Raw genomic sequence first — 17,931 nt, 5'->3', positions numbered from 1 at the left:
GTATGATACTCTCTTCTACGACCCCGTTTAATACTTAAACTGTCTAATCAGACGCTGTAGCTCTTCAGCCAGGGTAGACAAGCCCCGAGCCGAGGAAGAAATCTGCTCCATCGCTGCCAATTGCTCCTCTGAGGAAGCAGCCACTTCTTCGGAGGCCGCGGCGTTGCCTGAAGCAATACCTGCCAACTCATTGGATACTGCAGATACTTCCTGCACACCTGCTGTGATCTCTTGCGATGTGGCAGCAATCTCTTCAATCTGAGGTGTCGTTTCCCGCATGCTATCCAGAATACGTTCAAACTTCCGAATCGCTTCTGTAGAGATGTCCATGCCCTCTCCAACCTCTGAAGTCACCTTCTCCATCATGCGAACGGAAGCAGCCATATCTTCCTGTACCGCCGTAGTCAGCACGGTGATTTCATTGACGGACTGCCCGGATTGCTCTGCCAACTTGCGAACCTCTGCTGCTACAACAGCGAATCCATTGCCATGTGTACCTGCACGAGCAGCTTCAATGGATGCGTTCAGCGCGAGCAGGTTTGTCTGTTTGGCTATATTTCCGATTAACTCCGTGATCGCTGAAATTTGGTGTGATCGTTCATATAACGCCTGAATCAATTGGTTTGTCTGTTCTACCGTCTCTTGAATCGATTGCATCTGACTCACCGTCTGCTTGACGGTGTTGCCGCCTTCTTCTGCTTGTACGGTTGTATGTTTCGCCAAATCAGCGACATGTATGGAACGTTCGGCGATTCTTGTAATACCAATCGTAATTTCATTCATGGCCTGATGGTTATGTTCAATACCTTCGGTCTGTTTCTCCGCACCACTCGCAATTTCCTGAATGGCTCGCGCTACCTGCTCACTGGCTGCACTGGTTGATTCCGCACTCTGAGTCATTTCATCCGATGAGATGACTACCTGACTGGCGCTGTTCTCCACATTTTGAATCAACACACGCAGATTGTGCTGCATTTTGCCAAAAGCCTCACTCAGTTCACCTATTTCATCATGGCTTGTACTTATTATGGTCTGGGTTAGATCCCCTTCGCTCACCTGAATCGCCTGATCCTTCAACTGACGGATCGGTTTAACAATCGATCGCATCACCAGCCAGATGATCAAAATTCCGATGACAAGACAAGAAACGATGACCATAATCGTTCGATTCAGAATAGGTGCAGCGGCATCCTCAACTTCAGAGGAGAACATGGTGCCAGCGACCTTCCATCCCGTGGATGCATTCGTGGCGTAATACATGACCTTATCAACCTGATCAAAGGTATAGTTGAAATTACCGGATTCATTCGTATACACTTGTGTCCAAAAATCTTCTGTTGCATCTGTTCCAGGTTGCATCGTCGGATGATAGATATACTTTTCGCTGGCATCCAGCAGAATCAGATGTCCCTTTTCTCCAACTTTAATTCCGCTAACTAATTGACTAATGTCCGCCAGATTGAGATCCAGTTGGACCACACCAGATTGGTCTTCCAGTGCCTTTGCAATCGTAATGGTAATCTCTTTTGTCTCGGCAGAAATATAAGGGTCTGTAACAATGACCTGCTGTGGAGTACCCATCGCTTCTGTGTACCATGGTCTTGTTCGCGGATCGTAATCTTCAGGCATCTCCGCATCAGAGGACATCAGATACACACCTGCCTCTGTGCCTACACCTATGGTGATGATATCTTTGTTCTGTGCGGCATACCCCTTCAATTCGTTCACAACCCGAACCTCGGCATCTTCTTGACGCAATTGCTCCGCGAGTGTACTCGCATAATATTCAATGTGGTTCCGCTTGGCATTGACTGAAAGATCTATCGTTGCACTGGCAAGGTTCACATTTTCCATCGCACTATGTAAAATTTGCTTCTCCACTTCATCTTTTGCACTGTTATACGATAAAACTCCAATACTTAACGAAGGTATGGCCAGGAAAGCAATAAAGGACACCACCAGCTTGGTCTTAAAGTTCTTATGCATCTTGTTGAACCAGGTCGATTTGCTATTTTTTCGGGACAAATTTCTCTACCTCTTCCAGATAAATTTTAGTTTTACTTGATCTACTTATAAGTTGAACTAGTGATTATTTACACTTGCCACTCCGATGACAGAACAACCGCCAATTGCTGAATGATTCATACAACTTATATAGCTCTTGTATAGCTCTCATAGATTGTAAACCATCTTTTCAAAAAACTAGGTCTCACTTCTTGTGAAAAACACTCTTTACACTACAAAACTCGAACAAATCTCTTAATTTATAATCCAAAAGAACTATTTTCAAACAAATTATACGAAAAAACTATTAAATAAAGTGTTCCGGGGATATGACCAAATTGTTAACTTTCTAAATACTTGTTAATAAACAAGCGGACGACAAAAAAAAGATCCAAGCGTTATCGCTCAGATCTAAAGGTTATTTACATTGGACCAACGTATTCTCTATTTAAATGCCGGGATCGCGATATCTGCATATTTCTCTTCGAAGAAGGCTTTGACCTCTGGACCCGCCATGCGTTTAGCCAGCTTCTGGATCGCTTCGGAGTCCTTATTATCCTCACGGGCAACCATGGTGATTGCAAAATGGGAATCATCCTTCTCGGTTAACAGTGCATCCTTCTTCGGTGTAAGACCGAGCGGACTGGCATATGCCGGAGTCATGGCTACCAGATCAGCATCATCCATCATGCGAGCCAGCATCAACAAGTCCACTTCCTCAAACTTGAAGTTCTTTGTATTCTCGGTGATGTCTGCCTGTGTGGCGTTAAAACCTACGCCCTCTTTCAGCTTAATCAACCCGTTCTGCTCCAGCATCACGAGAGAGCGACCAATGTTGGAAGGATCGTTTGCAATTGCAATCGTTGCACCTTCTGGCAATTCCTCAATCGTTTTGTACTTTTTGGAGTAGCCGCCATAGATGGCATTATAGATGGGCTGCACGGCCACCAGGTTCGCATTGTTCGCTTCATTATACTGGGTCATGTAAGGCACGTGTTGGAAGAAGTTTGCATCCACTTCCTTGTTCGCAAGTGCCGTATTTGGTTGAACGTTATCTGACAACACAACAACTTCCAGGTTGACGCCATCTTCCTTCAATAGCGGTTTAACAATATCCAGCACATCTGTCATCGGCGGAATCAACGTAGCTACTTTCAACGTAACTTCTTGTGCAGCTTGTGTACCTTCTTTTGTTCCTTCAGCCGCAGGTGTTTCTTCTTTTTTGCCACAAGCAGCTACAACCAGCATTACTGCAAGCAACATAAGCATCATTTTCACTTTCATTTCATGTCTACCCCTCATCGTATAATCTGTATTGGTTATTCTTAATAATGCAATGCACGGTCCAACCGTTCAGGATCTGCGATCCAGCCAGTGGGACAGTCTGCTACCTGTGAATTGGATCATCTGTACCAGGATAATCATAATGATGATCGTAAATACCATAATCTCCGTTTCGAAGCGCTGATAACCGTAGCGAATGGCAAAATCGCCAACCCCGCCGCCACCTACAATACCCATCACCGTCGAGTAAGAGATGAAGCTAATCGTAGCTGTCGTGAGTCCCAGCACAAGACCAGATCGTGCCTCCACGTACAAAAACTTCACCACAAGTTGCATCGTCGATGCCCCCATGGAAGCAGCAGCTTCAACCACTCCCCTCGGAACATCCAGCAACGCTTGTTCCACCAGTCTGGCGTAGTAGGCAATTGCAATGACCGAGAGTGGCACGGTTGCCGCCAGCGTACCTATGGACGTTCCCACAACAATCCGTGTGAATGGAATCATGAATACAACCAGCAGTAAGAACGGAAACGAACGAACGATGTTAACGACACTGCCGAGTACAAAGGACAGCGTTTGATTCTGATACCGTTGTCCTCTCCGGAATAAGTACAGCAGTGTACCCAGAGGTAACCCAATCAGAACAGCTGCCGCAATGGAGATACCCACCATGACAAAAGTCTCTCCGATCGCCTGCCATATCTCATGCTGATATTTCAGCACAGACTCAGGTAACCTCATGACTTGTCCTCCTGTTCTGCCTGACGGAACAGAGACGAACCTGTCATCCCGTATTCGTCACCCGCAAGCAAGGAGGTCAACAGATCAGGCTGCGGAGCAGGGATACTGCTCACTTCCGCTTTAGACAACGTACGAACGAGTCGCCCATCCTTCATGACGGATATCCTGTGACATAGTCTGCGAGCCACTTCCATCTCATGCGTTACTACAACAATGGTCACGCCCAGCGTTTCATTGATATGTCGCAGCACATCCAGAATACCGTTCGTGGTCTGTGGATCAAGCGAAGAGGTCGGTTCATCACAGAGCAGCACATCCGGACGACTAGCCAGCGCTCGTGCAATGGCCACACGCTGCTTCTGTCCTCCGCTAAGCTGAGCAGGATATTGACCCGCCTTGTCTTCCAGTCCAACAAACTGCAGTACCTCAAGTCCACGTTCAACTCGCTGCGCACGGGGCATACCCGCAAGCTCCAATGGCATGCAGACATTGCCACTCACCGTTCGGTTACTGACAAGATTGAAGTGTTGAAAGATCATGCCAATGGATCTTCGTGCCTGACGCAGACTCTGTTCATTCATCTGGGTCAGGTGCTGCCCATTCACAACAACCTCACCATCATCCGGCTTTTCCAATCCGTTGAGCATCCGCAGAAGTGTGGATTTGCCTGCACCACTTGATCCGATGATGCCATGTATTTCTCCTTGTCCCACTTCGAGGGACACCGAGCTTAATGCTTCGAATCCCTGATCTGCACGGGAACCGCGCTCGTTATAACGTTTGCTTACACCATATAATGAGATCATGGAGAGTCCTCCCGTGAATGATCATGCATGGTTCTTCAAGAACACATGAAGAAAGCCCGCACAGCCGATAACCGGAGCGCGAGCAAGCCTGTTCATTTATAATAAATCAACATCCCTTACGAGACAAGCTTTTAAGGTGAGATTGCCTCCTGCAGGCGGCTGGCTTCATATACACGAAAACGTCCGTTCGACGAACCCACATACACTTCATTACCGATCCGGTTAATCATTCCATTCTTCGCATCCCGGTCCCGGTGCTCCGGGTTTCCCATCACAACGTCATGTACACGACCTAACAGTGCTCCATTCTTTTTATTCATCACGAGAAGATTTTCGTCCATGGGCAACAGCAACTGATCATCAATGACCAGATAACTTCCCTGATTCGTCGGATGCCTTAGTGTTGCAATCGTATCTTTGGCATTCCAACGCGTCTCCCCCGTTTTATAATCCAAAGCCGCTGGATAACCGTTCTTAATCACATACAACTGATCCTCTTCCACCAGTCCTCGTTCAATCTTGCCCTTGATCGTCCAGCGTGTTTTGCCTGTCTTGGCATCATACAGGGTGGTTGTAAAATCTTCATATTCGCCGTAATGATCGCCGTTTTTGTTCTCACGGATCAACAACATGCCATCATTCAGCTCCTCAAATCTCTGTCCTACTCGAGCAGGGAATTGGGCAAGCTTTTTCCCCGTGTTCAGATCAAGCAGAAGCCACTGATTATCTAGTGATAGCCATCTTTCAGCATTCGTGGTTGCAAAGGGATCAAGACGTTCAATTCCACCAGTATATGGATCATTCCAAAATTGTTCTATGGTGGATCGTTTGCCCTTTAAGCTCCATACGGTTCGCCCTGATTGCGGATCGGCTGCAACCAGCTTATTCTTTTCCCAATACAACACATAGGGGTCATCTGCACTCTTGTTCAATAATTCATAACCTGTAGCCAGTTTTCGCGTCCACAATGTTTTTCCGTTTGCACTGTCCAGAACCGTTAACCAACTGTTGCTTGAGCTCTCAACAACCGGGTTATCCACAACCACAACGTTCTTAGCAGCGGTGATGCCATTTAGTCTAAAATTTTGCTTAGGAGTGTACGTCCACATGACCTTTCCGTTCTTCAAGTTCAGATGACGAATACGATCCACGTATTTTTTCTTATCAGGGTCATAATCGGTGTAGATTGTAACGTATTTGCGCTCTGCATCCACCTCTGCCTGCTGTCTTCCAAAACCCCCGTTAATCCCCCATAATTGCTGGCCGGAATGTCGGTCAAGGGCATATATGGAACCTTCGTAGTAACCTCCGCTAAATCCACCGTCATCGCCTTTCATCAGGAGCACGTCATCCGTGGCTGCTTGTAAAAAAGTGTAGTTAATATCCCCCTGGTTGGTCCATACCGGTTTCCAAGGGATTGTCGTTGGCAGTGTTGTGCCATACATTTTTGTCGTGAACCCATATTCATCGGCCCGACTGATGTTCCAATCAGAAACCACAACATTTCGTTCATCCTGTGGTAGATTCCAGCGTGTCCTGACCACCTTGCCATTCTTGTTGAATGTGACCAGAAATTGTGCATCTTCCCGCTCATATCTCCAGGTCTGCCCAATACTCATTGCATAACCAGTATCATTCAAATTGCTTGAACTCTCTTTCCAATCCGGTTCGCCTAACCACCCAGCCACTTGTTTGGAGGTGATTGCATTGTTCAGCTTCATATCTGTCAGATGGCGTATAACCGAAGTTGGTAGCGATGCATCCTGTTGGAACCAACCATCCGCCACATTCATCCGCTGTTCTATAGCCTGTGCCTTGATCCAGAAGAGTCCTGGCCGATACGTGAAGGATTCTTTATTCCAGACTCGTGGGGCAATGGAGACGCCATACCATCCTTTCCACTTTGCAACAATAACTGCCTTATCCGTTAGCGCTTTCTCAAAAGACCAGCTTGTAGAACTATCTGGAGCCAGATAAAGCTTACTGCCTGATTGGAGTGTGAAGCTTTGGGGAGCTGTTTCCGTCATGCTTCTGCTCTCCTTCAGGGCATACCAACTTGGCAGCCAAAAGTCTCCATGATCGGTTGACTTAAGCTGCACCCACTCACCTCGAACCGTGGCCAACGTATACTTTTCGTTTTTTGTTGTATAGTATTCAATCCCCAGCTGGTCAGCAGCCACACTGCCGTCCCTTCTGTTTTTGAACAGAGGGATGTCATTAATAAGCGTAACGGTGTCTCCTTGTTTGTAAGCTAACTTTGCAGTTAAGACTTGGGAACTTGCCCCCAATGCTTGTGGCGTTGTAGTCAAAGCTTGTCCTTCAAGGGCGACCATTTTGGAATCCAGCAGCATCCAGCCCGTCAACAGCACAGCTGATAATCCAGTCATGGTAATCCATTTGTACCCCGTTCTCTGCCAGTCAGGACCCGTCTTCACTCTCGTTCATCCCCATCCATTAGAAGTTATTTCCAATAGAGACGCTGCAAACAGGAAAAAGTTACCGGTTACCTCAATATATTTCTCTCTATCTCCCCGTATTACCTTACATCCACCATCGTAGCATGATAAGGAAAGGTAACCCCGATGTAATAAGCAGCTGTTAAGGTGAGCATATAATAAAATACAAACCACAGATCAGCTCGCGAATAGCCAATCTGAATGTAATACGTGCGGCTCGCGCCATCTGTGAACCCTTTCGCTTCCATCGCTACCGCCATTCGCTGTGCACGGCGAATACTCTGTGCCAGCAGCGGAATAGCGTAACGCTTGAGTGTACCATACACATTCCAGCGAGAGCCGCGTTGCTGTGTTCCACGAATACGAATCGCATAACGGAGCGTCTGGAATTCATCCAGCAAAATGGGGATCATGCGCATCGCGGCCAGAAAGCTATAGGCATATTTTGCGGGAAGCCGCCACTGCTGCATCAGGGAATAAAACAGTCTCACAGGCTTGGTCGTAAGACCAAAGAGTAACCCTGCCGCGGCCATAGTCAGCGAGCGAAAACCCAAGTGTAGACCGCGATAGAAACTCTCTTCGGTTATGTGGATCAATCCCCACTTATACCATGTGGTTTGGCCCTTACCAAACATCATCATACCTGTAGACGTGGAGATAAACACCAGAATGAATGGTGATGCGTACAGCATCAATCTATACCATGGATGACCTGTCCAGCACAGTAACAGCATCATCGCCAACGCAACGTTGGTCATTACATTCAGATTGTGAATGAGGATAACGATGACAAACATCATCGTCAGAGTGATCATCTTTAATCCCGGATTGACGTTATGAAGCCAGGTTTCACGGTGAGGAAACGACAGTTGCATCAGATAACCTCCCCTCACTTACCGTCCAGATTCGGGTGCAATATCTTTTTACAATTTCACGATCATGGGTAACCATAACAATGGCTGTTCCCTCTCTCCGCAATTGCTCCAGCTGTGCTAACATGGCAAACGTATTGCGGGCATCCTGTCCAAAAGTAGGTTCATCCAACAGCAGTATTCGCTGCTCTCTCACCAGTGCAGAGGCAACGCTTAAGCGTCGTTTCTGCCCCATCGATAATTGATAGGGATGACGCTCGGACAGGTCGATTAGTCCAAATTGATTCAACATATGATCAGTCCTGACAAGTCTTTCTTCCGTTGTATGCCTGCCCCCCAGTAATGAGAATTCCACTTCTTCCGCGACCGTGTTGGTCACAAATTGAAACTCCGGGTTCTGAAATACAAACGCAATTCGATCTGCAAGCTGCTCCGTTTTGCCAGAAGGCTGACCTTCCACCTCATAATGACCTGTTGTTTTCAGGATATTCATCAGAGATAACAACAATGAACTCTTGCCAGCTCCATTAGTTCCGACAATACCAATCCAATCCCCATGCCATACTTTGGCCTGTTCTACCTGAATGAAGGGTGTTTTCCCACGCCATCCGGTGAACTGCTGCAAGTCCAGTGCAGGCTGATAGCCGGGTGATACAGGCGATAAGGGTGAGACATGAGATATGGGGGATATACCCGGTGTATCCGATAAGCCAGACGATTGCTGTGCTTCCAAACTTGAGATGCCGTGATCCACACACACTTGAAGCTCTCCAGAAGCACTTCCCTCTTCTTGCTTAGCTGCCTGCTCGTGCTCATCCCACACACCCGGATACCAGATTCCATAAGCCTTCAGCTTTTCCCGTTCATGAGTAAATACCTGCTGTGCTGGCCCATCCGCCACAATCTTTCCTTCAGGTGATAACACAATGATGCGGTCGACCATATCCACAATCTCGTTTATTTTGTGTTCAACGATGATGATTGTTTTGTCACTGGCGATCCGTCTGACCGTATCCCACACCTGGGAAGTCCCCTCATCATCCAGCAGTGCAGTGGGTTCATCCAAAAACAATACCTCCGGGTCCATGGCAAGCATCGAAGCAATCGCAAGACGCTGCTTCATCCCCTGAGACATGGACTGGATCAATACACGATTCTGTTCAAAGGATGACCCCACTTGTTTCAGATAATATTCAATCAGAGCAGGCATCTCTTCACGCGGAATATTTCGGTTTTCCAGAACAAATGCGATCTCTTCATCTGTAAATGACATACAGAACTGGGTATCCGGATCTTGAAAGACCACTCCTGCTTTGGCGGGAACCTGAATATCATCACATTTCATCGGAATCTCAACCGAACGTGGTATCAGACCGCTCAGAATTTGCAATAACGTTGATTTACCGGAGCCACTCGGGCCAAGCAACAGCACTTTCTCTCCTTGACGCACAGAAAGAGACAAGCCTTGAAATACCAAGGCTTTCTCTCCCGGGAACTTGCATCTTAGATTCGTCACACTTACCGCTTGCGAATTCCCCTCTCCGCTCATCTAATCCAGCGCCTCATAATCTTGTTTGGATACCGGTCTGAGCGAACGCGTTACACCAGTCAGTTCCAATGCTTTGGCGAGATAATAAGCGAACACTCCAGCAATTAAGATGCTTCCAATGAAGCGGAATCCGATAAATAACGTGTAGTTCCAGGCCGAGAGTGAATCAATATACCCGTACTGGTAATCCAGCAAAAGCGAAGCCGCTGCGGCTCCTATGGCTGCAAGACAGGTGACAAACAGATTGGTTTTGCGATACAAAAATGCTGCGAAGAATATCTCGGCTCCCAATCCTTGCAACAGACCGTATACAAGTGTGGACATGCCCCATTCACTACCCAGAAAAGCACTTACCGTTGATGCCGCAACTTCGGCAAGAATAGCCACGCCTGGTTTACGAATGATAACAAAAGCAAACGTGCCCGCCATAAACCACATGCCGTAGATCATCTGCTCCGCATGAACGCCAAATGGTTTCATCAAGTCATATGTAGGTCCCCATATCTTGTAAATCACCCCAAACACTACTGCGATCACGATGGTTACCAGAATATCCGTTAGTTTCAATCGCTTGTTGCCTGCTGTTGTTGCCATGTTCTCTACGTCCTTCCTTTGTTCCCTGTGGGGGTTATCAAAATAAACGAAAAAGCCTCCCCGGTTCCGGGCAGGCCTCACGCACAGTGGACAATCTTCACAATGATGTATTGGATGGATGTCGGAAATACGGAATATCAACCAGCCCCCCTCCGCCCTGGCAGATACACCACCACAGTTCAAAGAGGTCTGTTGTTCATCCACGTTCATTCCCACAATTCACCCTTACATATCGCAAATCCATGTTCTCTACGCTGGCATTACCCAGATCAGATGTACGGTCAGCAGCACAAGGCCACTCTCTCAGCCCAACTTCATTGAGCTCCCGGTTCACTTATTTCATTGCTTCTAATGTACATCAGATGGGTATTTGTGGCAATCCCTAGAAAAATCATCATGCTTCATTTGGGGTAACAGGGGAAAGTATCTGATGGTTCACTTTCCATAATATGAAACATTTAGGTTATGTAGTCCGTCTTAAACATTAGAAGGGAGATTGATAGTGATGAAAGATTACAATTCTGTTTGGCAGCTTAAAACATGGAAAATGGTCCTTGCCGCTTCGATACTCACCGCAGGCACGGCACCTGCCTTACTCTCATCCACTGTGGCGGAAGCCGCAACAACTAAACCTAAACCGACAGCTTATATTAACAATGTTCAAGCTCAATATGATGTTGTCATACGGCAGGGTATTACGTACGTGGCATTGACGGAGCTTCAATTCCTCGGCAACTATACGTTTGGTTACAATAACAAAACAAAAGAGATCAGCATTAGCACAGGCAGCGATAAGTATGTCCTTACACCTAACAGCAAAACAATGAAGAAAAACGGTCAGAATGCGACATTATCCTCAGCGCCGATTCTGGTGAATGGTAAAGCGATGCTTCCGCTCCGTGCCATCGGTGAAGCTTTTGGTGCCAAGGTGCAGTGGAACCAGAAGGCCAAGGAAGCCTACATTTACACTACCGATGCTACGATTGTAAAAGAATATAACAGTTCCGATCTGACTGTGGCGCGTGAAGCCGCACTGCATCTGCCACGCTTCTCTGAACTGGGACAAGCACGTCTGGACATTCGCAATCCTTTGGGTCCGGTGGATTCATCCATTGAATACATCTTTGAGCAAGGTAAAAAAGATCGTTTCTTCGTTGTTGAGGATAACGATCTGATCAGTTATTATATCCTTAAAAATGGAAGTGCACTGCTACAATGGCAGGCTAACATCAGCAAAAATGCCGGAACCATCGGTGACCTGTTCTTTATTAAAAACAAAGCCGTTGCTGAAGCAGGGACTCGTCCTTCCGTAGCAGGTCAAACACTCGTATCATTTAAGTACTCTCGCATGCTTGAAGAAACCTCTTACGAAATCATGAACAAATTGGGCTCTATTGATACCGGTTCTGTTGTCCCCGAGAAAGGCAAAGTCATCGTTGAAGTTCCGGGAGAGCAATAATTTGAGCATCCTCTATAAAACATTGCTCAGCAGAACTATACTATGACATCTGCATTACAAAGAGCGTCCCACAAAGTCATTGTAACAATGACCTTGGAACGCTCTTTTTGGCGTTATATTTTAACTTCAAATTACAAGCAGAGCTTAAACTTTTACCAACTCCAGCGATTCAATCTTCTGTCTAATATTGCGTGTTCCCAGACTGGCTCGTTTTCCCTGAAGCAAACCCCTTGAACAACGTTGGTACTTTGGAATAACGGGTATTCGTAATTTTCCCTTGTGATGTGCTGCTGTCTGTACGCATAATCGAATCTTTCACATTGGAAATGTTGGAGTTATCCAGCGTCATGTTAACTGCGAAGGAAGTTCCACCATTTTGGCGAACCAGTTTGCCAATATCATCTGCACGGAAATTTTTGATGTTAATTGTTCCAGCTGCATTCATCTGGAACACTTTATCATAAGCCTTATACGCTGCCCCACCGGTAATGTTAACCGTTCCGGCAGACTTCAATGTCAGTGCATCCTCGCCCACGTCCTGCCAGACCACATTCGATATATTACAGTTGCCATAACAGTGAACACCATCAGCAGCTGGTGATCCAATGTTTACGTTTTTGAGCGTGGCCCCTGCCTCCAGACGGAAGACTGGCTTCTGATTTTCTGCTTGAGATCCGTCGCCCAGTGTGGAAGGATTAGCTACAAATGTTTTGCCTTGACCATCATAGGTCGTGCCCTTTGGAACCACAATGGTTGAATTTACAACCGTAGGCGCAGCCGCAGCCGGAACTGCACCAAATATAGAAGCAACCAAACCAGCGGACAGTAACAACGTCAACATTTTTTTCATAACTTTATTCCTCCCTTATTCTCTCGTTTTTTGGTAGTGTACAGCCTGGGCTTGTACTGGAAGATCGTCAGAGGTGCACCTCTGTCCGATCTACAACCTAATCTTACCAAATAAGGGAGGTAACTAGAATAATCATTAGATCAGATATATCATGACAACGCACAATCCCTGTCATATCGGCATTTTTTGCATATCAGGTTTCTCAAACAATATGCTGATATCAACCTCTGGTATGCTCATTTGTAACGTATGTACCCCTCACTTAATCCCCAATAACAAAGAAAGACCACTACATTTGTCTCCAAATGTGTGATCTTGAATGTCTTCTGGCTTGCTGATATAAAATATCAGGCTCCAAATCTCTGACGATAACCGCACTTTCTACACAACTCTTCTACAGCTTCGCGTTTGGAGAAGCCATATACCAGATTGTTCGCTCGCTCACCCTCAATAATCTCCGAGAATGACTTCTCGTGCACATTACCCAGGTTAATCACACCCTCGCCATCGAGACAGCATGGAACCACCGTTCCATCTACAAGCACAGCTGCCTGACCGCGAAGTGCATGGCAAAAGCCTTTACCGTCATCTTCAGGCGCATCCAGACTTGGCCACTGGAACTCATGGTCCTGATTCAGGTATACATTCGGGGCAATTTTGACCCCACTGCCTGGAACTACTTTTTCCTCAATGCGGAAGTCGAGATTGAATTCACGTTCCAATACTTCAAGGGTCTCCCGATTTCGATTCATCTGAGCATTTGTGAAGTTATCCTGCGTCAGATTCCAAAGTCGGAATGAGATGATGACATTGTGCTTAACGGCCTCGTGTACAAAGGACAAAATATGACGCAGATACCCGTCACGATCTGTTGAACCTTCATGCCCATCGAAGCTGTGCAGGGAGAAATTCATCTGCCGCAGCGCCGGTTTGCCAAGCAATTTATGCTGAGTCTTGGGCAGCAGTGTACCATTCGTTGTAATGTTCACCTTGAGTCCCTTCTCATGTGCGGAATCGAGCAACAGATCTATTTTGGGATGCAACAAGGGTTCACCTTTGACATGTAGATAAATATGATTGGTGTGTGGTTTAACTTGATCCAGTATATTGTTGAAGACTTCAGGGTCAATGAATCCTTTGGCACGCTGTGTCTGCGGACAGAAGCTGCATGCCAGATTGCAGATACTCGTGATCTCAATATATACTTTTTTGAACGTTTTCAACTCGGGTCCCCATTCTGCTTCGGAGGGAGAACAATCCCGCCTGCATTTGTGATCCGGCCAATATGCGCCACTACTATTATATCGGGTTAGGGAGCCCAGGTAAATTGTTCAGTTGTTCGGGTCTGACTCCACGCTCATCTCAAGAAATCCATCATGCTGCCTCTTTACAGTTCATGTTCAAGTGATATATGCTGAACACACAACTGCATATCTTGAACTTTTGCACTAGGGGAGCCTTGCGGCTGAGACGAATATGACTATTCGGACCCTTTGAACCTGATCTGGATCATACCAGCGGAGGGAAGTGGAGCGGCCTTTTAGTAAGCGGAATTTTTTCATGTATGTGAAGATAAATTGCGGATTTAACTTACAGACCCACTCATTTCTCCGGAAATGGGTGGGTCTTTTTTGTTCCTTTTGCAGAGTATAGGATGCCGTTGTTATTGCAGCAGTCTGACATCAAGGGGGTGAGGATCAGATGGATAACCATGTAACCATTCACAACGTAAGCTTCGCTTTTCCGAAAAAAAAGGATTCCCCCGTGCTCTCCAATGTGTCGCTTCAGGTTCAACAAGGAGAATTTGTCTCGCTCATCGGCTCCAGCGGATCAGGTAAAAGCACGCTCTTCAAGCTGCTCGCAGGCTTGCATGAACCAACCGTTGGCACCATCGATATAGCTGATGTCCCGCAAGGACAACGGCTCGGACGAGTCGCCTATATGCCGCAGAAAGATCTGCTGTTATCCTGGCGTACCGTCATGGAGAACTGCATGCTGCCTGCCGAGCTTGCACCAGGCCGACAGGACAAGGACAAGTTACGGGCAAACATCCTAGCTGGGTTGGCAAGGTTCGGCCTGTCAGGTTATGAGCAGGCCTACCCGGATGAGTTATCCGGCGGCATGCGGCAGCGGGTGGTATTGCTTCGTACCTTGCTTACAGGCGGGCAGCTCATGTTGCTGGATGAACCCTTCGGTGCACTCGACGCCTTAACCAAACGAGAAATGCATCGCTGGTTGCTGGAGCTGTGGGAGGGCTTTGGACAAACCGTGTTGTTCATTACACATGACATTGAAGAAGCCCTGCTGTTAAGTGACCGTATCATTCTGTTAACTCCAGGGGGGCAAGGTCAGCAGTTGCGTGAGATGACGGTTCCTTTACCACGCCCAAGGCATTCGGACATGATCTACGAACCGGCTCTCGTGCAGATGAGACAACAACTGGAGGAACAATTGCATGCAAAGCGATAGAGCTGAGGTCAGCGTCTGGGCGTGGTGTTCGAAGTGGCTCTCGAGGTCGTTTTCCCAATATGGTTTGTTTATTATGCTCATGTTCTTATTACTGGCGATCTGGGAAACGATTGTGCGTATGGGATGGGTGCCCTCATTTATCATTCCTGCACCCACGGCCATCGTAAGCTCACTGGTTGAGCATCGCCGTCTGCTGTTGACTATCCATCTACCTGCTACCTTTATGGAGGTTGTTGTTGGTTTTGGCTTGTCCATAGTGACCGGAATTACGCTAGCAACAGGCATGCATATGAACCGGTCGATTGAAAAGGCCCTATATCCCTTCATTGTAATTAGTCAGACCATCCCGCTGATCGCCTTGTCCCCCGTATTTATCTTGTGGTTTGGTTACACGTTGTGGAGCAAAGTCGCGGTGGTATTTTTAATCGCATTCTTCCCCATTGTGGTCAGTACCTACGATGGACTCCGCCAAGGCGATCCGGAGCAGCGTGAACTACTGCTCACCATGGGCGCCAACAAGTGGGATATTTTTTGCAAACTCCAGGTTCCGCTGGCACTTCCCTCTTTTTTCTCGGGGCTAAAGATGTCTGTGGTGTACTGCGTGGTTGGGGCAACGATTGGCGAATGGCTCGGTGGTAGCAAAGGTCTAGGGTACTTCAGCCGTCGTATGTCCAGCAACATGAACACGGATGCGATGTTTGCCGCCATTTTGCTGTTATCTCTGCTTGGGATCGTTTTGTTTGTACTGATTACCTGGCTGGAGAAACGATTTAGCATACGGCGTCATCGTCATGGAGGCAAAAGAAAGGTTGGATAATACTTAGACAGAAATTAGATGTAAATACAGTAGTTACAATCTTCAAAACAAAACATATCTTATGCACAATTTCAGCAACATCTTTAATCAGTTCACTGTCACATTATCGTTAACATGCTGTTGCCCATTTTCTACAAACCAAAACGATGAAATGAGGTACTTCATTTATGAATAACAAAGGTATATACTCCCTGCTTCCCATCATGCTCATTAGCCTTTTGCTGATCGTTAGCGGATGCAGCACCACAGACACTAGCCAAAATACGCCAACAACAGATTCGGCAACCAATACACAGCAAACAGATCCGTCTGCAACCGAACCAGCATCAGACGCCAAAGATAAACTGTCTATCATGCTCGACTGGTACCCGAATGCAGTACACTCCTTCATCTATGTGGCTCAGGAAAAAGGATACTTTGCAGACCAAGGTCTGGATGTCGATATTCAGATGCCTGCGGATACCAATGATTCGCTCAAACTTGTTGCTGCCGGAAAAATTGATCTGGCCCTAAGCTACCAGCCCCAAATTTTGCTCGCGCGTGGCGAGAACATTCCTGTACGTTCCATTGCTGCTGTTGTTCGCCACCCGCTTGTGCATCTGTTGACCGAAGCAAATGGCAACGTAAGTTCACCCAAAGATCTTGAAGAAAAGACTGTTGGTTATTCCTCCATTCCTCTGTACGAAGCGATGGTACGCACGATGATCAGTAAGGATGGCGGCAATCCCGACAACATAAATCTGGTCGACGTTGGGTTCGATCTGATTCCTTCGCTGGCTTCCGGACAAGCGGATGCGATTATGGGTGGTTTTATTAACCATGAACAATTGATTTTGGAGAAAGAAGGACATGCCATGAAATCGATTAACCCCGTCGATTATGGTGTGCCTGATTATTATGAATTGGTCCTGACTGCAAGTGAAGCTGGCATTGAAGCAAAAAAAGACCAACTTACCCGGTTCGTCAAAGCGGTCCAGGAAGGACAGAAATATGTGACTGAGCATCCAGAAGAAGCCTTGAGTATTCTGCTCGCTCATGAGAATGAAACATCACCGCTTGACCCGGAGATCGAAACTAAAAGCCTGGCAATTCTGCTACCACTCATGAATGAAGAAGGCCAACCATTTGGTCGGCAGGAAATGGAATCGTGGGAAAATGTACGTGCATGGCTCGTTGAACAGGATTTGATTCCTGAATCGGTGAAAGCCGAGGATGCTTTTATTACTCTGCAAGGAGAGTAAATAAAGGAGAGCAACGCGAATAAAGGAAAAGTTAGCAAGAACGTGAGGATCGGATGCATAAAGGTTTGTGGAATGGAATTGGCCTGAAGCAAGCATCGGAGTATCAGAATTTATTTATAACAATCCTAAGTGGCTTGATGTGCAATTGGGTAGATTGATATGCGTTTGACTGGCTTGATGTGCATCTGGGCAGATTGATATGCGTTTGGGTGGCTTGTTGATATGTATTTGGTAATGTAATTAGCGCTTATCTTCAAGCCTACTGGGAGCTGAAACGCTCCTTAACTTGATCGAAACAGAGCATGCTACGACCGCTAACGAATCTGAGGCGTCCTATTCAGGGATTTGGAGCGGTTGCAGAAATCTAAAGAACCTGAAACATGTTATATCAGAATAAATAGCTGTTTGCAGCGTTTTGGTCAGGAGATTCTGGGAATAACGTGTCTGATGTTCCTTACATTTCAAAAGGAGGACCTGACAGCCAAATAAGACGTCCTGTGTTCTTTAGAAACATCGTCTGACCAGTCGTGCCCCGATCGATCGTGCCCCAATCAGTTGGGTATCGACCAGCCTGGACTTCAAGACACTGGTTGGATGCTAACATCCATCACAGTATTGCTTGCCTGAGTTTGGAGAAATACCCTGGGTTCACTTTCTGTATTTTGTATCGTTTCGTTTTTTACTGTTTCGCTAGATATCGATCAGAATGATTCAATTTGTCTATATCCAGTTCCAAAAATCCATTTTAGTGAGTTATGAAATTGATTTAGATTTTACGTTTCTGCTTTT

At 46.6% G+C, this 17,931-nt stretch carries 14 protein-coding genes and 2 riboswitches; of the genes, 4 read left to right on the top strand and 10 right to left on the bottom strand.

The window, feature by feature from the left end:
* Nucleotides 1-27: 27 nt before the first annotated feature.
* From NSQ20_RS04755 to NSQ20_RS04720, 8 genes are all read right to left on the bottom strand, one after another.
* The gene (locus NSQ20_RS04755; RefSeq protein WP_340032992.1) at nucleotides 28-1,986 is read right to left on the bottom strand and encodes a methyl-accepting chemotaxis protein; all 1,959 of its coding nucleotides are present in this window, start codon (nucleotides 1,984-1,986) and stop codon (nucleotides 28-30) included.
* Nucleotides 1,987-2,448: 462 nt separating this feature from the next.
* On the bottom strand, nucleotides 2,449-3,306 hold the full coding sequence (locus NSQ20_RS04750; protein ID WP_127550507.1) for a MetQ/NlpA family ABC transporter substrate-binding protein: 858 nt from the start codon (nucleotides 3,304-3,306) through the stop codon (nucleotides 2,449-2,451).
* Between the two features lie 51 nt (nucleotides 3,307-3,357).
* Nucleotides 3,358-4,029 carry a methionine ABC transporter permease gene (locus NSQ20_RS04745; RefSeq protein ID WP_047841707.1) on the bottom strand — a complete coding sequence of 224 codons (672 nt, stop codon included), beginning with the start codon at nucleotides 4,027-4,029 and terminating at the stop codon, nucleotides 3,358-3,360.
* Nucleotides 4,026-4,835 carry an ATP-binding cassette domain-containing protein gene (locus NSQ20_RS04740; RefSeq protein ID WP_340031963.1) on the bottom strand — a complete coding sequence of 270 codons (810 nt, stop codon included), beginning with the start codon at nucleotides 4,833-4,835 and terminating at the stop codon, nucleotides 4,026-4,028. Before NSQ20_RS04740 ends, NSQ20_RS04745 begins: the two co-directional genes overlap by 4 nt.
* A gap of 131 nt (nucleotides 4,836-4,966) precedes the next feature.
* On the bottom strand, nucleotides 4,967-7,270 hold the full coding sequence (locus tag NSQ20_RS04735; RefSeq protein ID WP_340031962.1) for a PQQ-binding-like beta-propeller repeat protein: 2,304 nt from the start codon (nucleotides 7,268-7,270) through the stop codon (nucleotides 4,967-4,969).
* Between the two features lie 101 nt (nucleotides 7,271-7,371).
* Nucleotides 7,372-8,166 carry an energy-coupling factor transporter transmembrane component T gene (locus NSQ20_RS04730; protein WP_340031961.1) on the bottom strand — a complete coding sequence of 265 codons (795 nt, stop codon included), beginning with the start codon at nucleotides 8,164-8,166 and terminating at the stop codon, nucleotides 7,372-7,374.
* Complete coding sequence (locus NSQ20_RS04725) at nucleotides 8,141-9,712, bottom strand: ABC transporter ATP-binding protein (RefSeq protein WP_340031960.1); 1,572 nt, start codon at nucleotides 9,710-9,712, stop codon at nucleotides 8,141-8,143. The genes NSQ20_RS04730 and NSQ20_RS04725 overlap by 26 nt, the downstream gene beginning before the upstream one ends.
* Nucleotides 9,713-10,306, bottom strand: a complete 594-nt coding sequence (locus tag NSQ20_RS04720; RefSeq protein ID WP_036672660.1) for an ECF transporter S component — start codon at nucleotides 10,304-10,306, stop codon at nucleotides 9,713-9,715.
* Nucleotides 10,307-10,535: 229 nt separating this feature from the next.
* Nucleotides 10,536-10,646: riboswitch (TPP riboswitch) on the bottom strand.
* A gap of 165 nt (nucleotides 10,647-10,811) precedes the next feature.
* Between NSQ20_RS04720 and NSQ20_RS04715 the strand changes: the two genes are divergently transcribed.
* Nucleotides 10,812-11,765 carry a copper amine oxidase N-terminal domain-containing protein gene (locus tag NSQ20_RS04715; protein WP_076319322.1) on the top strand — a complete coding sequence of 318 codons (954 nt, stop codon included), beginning with the start codon at nucleotides 10,812-10,814 and terminating at the stop codon, nucleotides 11,763-11,765.
* 181 nt (nucleotides 11,766-11,946) lie between these two features.
* Here the strand turns inward: NSQ20_RS04715 and NSQ20_RS04710 are convergent, their stop codons facing one another.
* Together NSQ20_RS04710 and NSQ20_RS04705 are read right to left on the bottom strand one after the other, a co-directional pair.
* Complete coding sequence (locus NSQ20_RS04710; RefSeq protein ID WP_036606151.1) at nucleotides 11,947-12,615, bottom strand: pectate lyase; 669 nt, start codon at nucleotides 12,613-12,615, stop codon at nucleotides 11,947-11,949.
* A gap of 347 nt (nucleotides 12,616-12,962) precedes the next feature.
* Nucleotides 12,963-13,838, bottom strand: a complete 876-nt coding sequence (locus NSQ20_RS04705) for a radical SAM/SPASM domain-containing protein (protein ID WP_036606150.1) — start codon at nucleotides 13,836-13,838, stop codon at nucleotides 12,963-12,965.
* A gap of 217 nt (nucleotides 13,839-14,055) precedes the next feature.
* Nucleotides 14,056-14,158: riboswitch (TPP riboswitch) on the top strand.
* 158 nt (nucleotides 14,159-14,316) lie between these two features.
* Between NSQ20_RS04705 and NSQ20_RS04700 the strand changes: the two genes are divergently transcribed.
* The 3 genes from NSQ20_RS04700 (at nucleotide 14,317) to NSQ20_RS04690 (ending at nucleotide 17,142) form a co-directional block, all read left to right on the top strand.
* Complete coding sequence (locus NSQ20_RS04700; protein ID WP_340031959.1) at nucleotides 14,317-15,084, top strand: ABC transporter ATP-binding protein; 768 nt, start codon at nucleotides 14,317-14,319, stop codon at nucleotides 15,082-15,084.
* On the top strand, nucleotides 15,071-15,901 hold the full coding sequence (locus tag NSQ20_RS04695) for an ABC transporter permease (RefSeq protein ID WP_340031958.1): 831 nt from the start codon (nucleotides 15,071-15,073) through the stop codon (nucleotides 15,899-15,901). Before NSQ20_RS04700 ends, NSQ20_RS04695 begins: the two co-directional genes overlap by 14 nt.
* 167 nt (nucleotides 15,902-16,068) lie before the next feature.
* Nucleotides 16,069-17,142 carry an ABC transporter substrate-binding protein gene (locus NSQ20_RS04690; protein ID WP_340031957.1) on the top strand — a complete coding sequence of 358 codons (1,074 nt, stop codon included), beginning with the start codon at nucleotides 16,069-16,071 and terminating at the stop codon, nucleotides 17,140-17,142.
* Nucleotides 17,143-17,931 lie beyond the last annotated feature (789 nt).

The sequence above is a fragment of the Paenibacillus sp. FSL K6-1122 genome (genome assembly GCF_037977015.1).
Taxonomy (GTDB): Bacteria; Bacillota; Bacilli; order Paenibacillales; family Paenibacillaceae; genus Paenibacillus; species Paenibacillus amylolyticus.
This window is presented reverse-complemented; position numbering and strand designations above follow the sequence as displayed.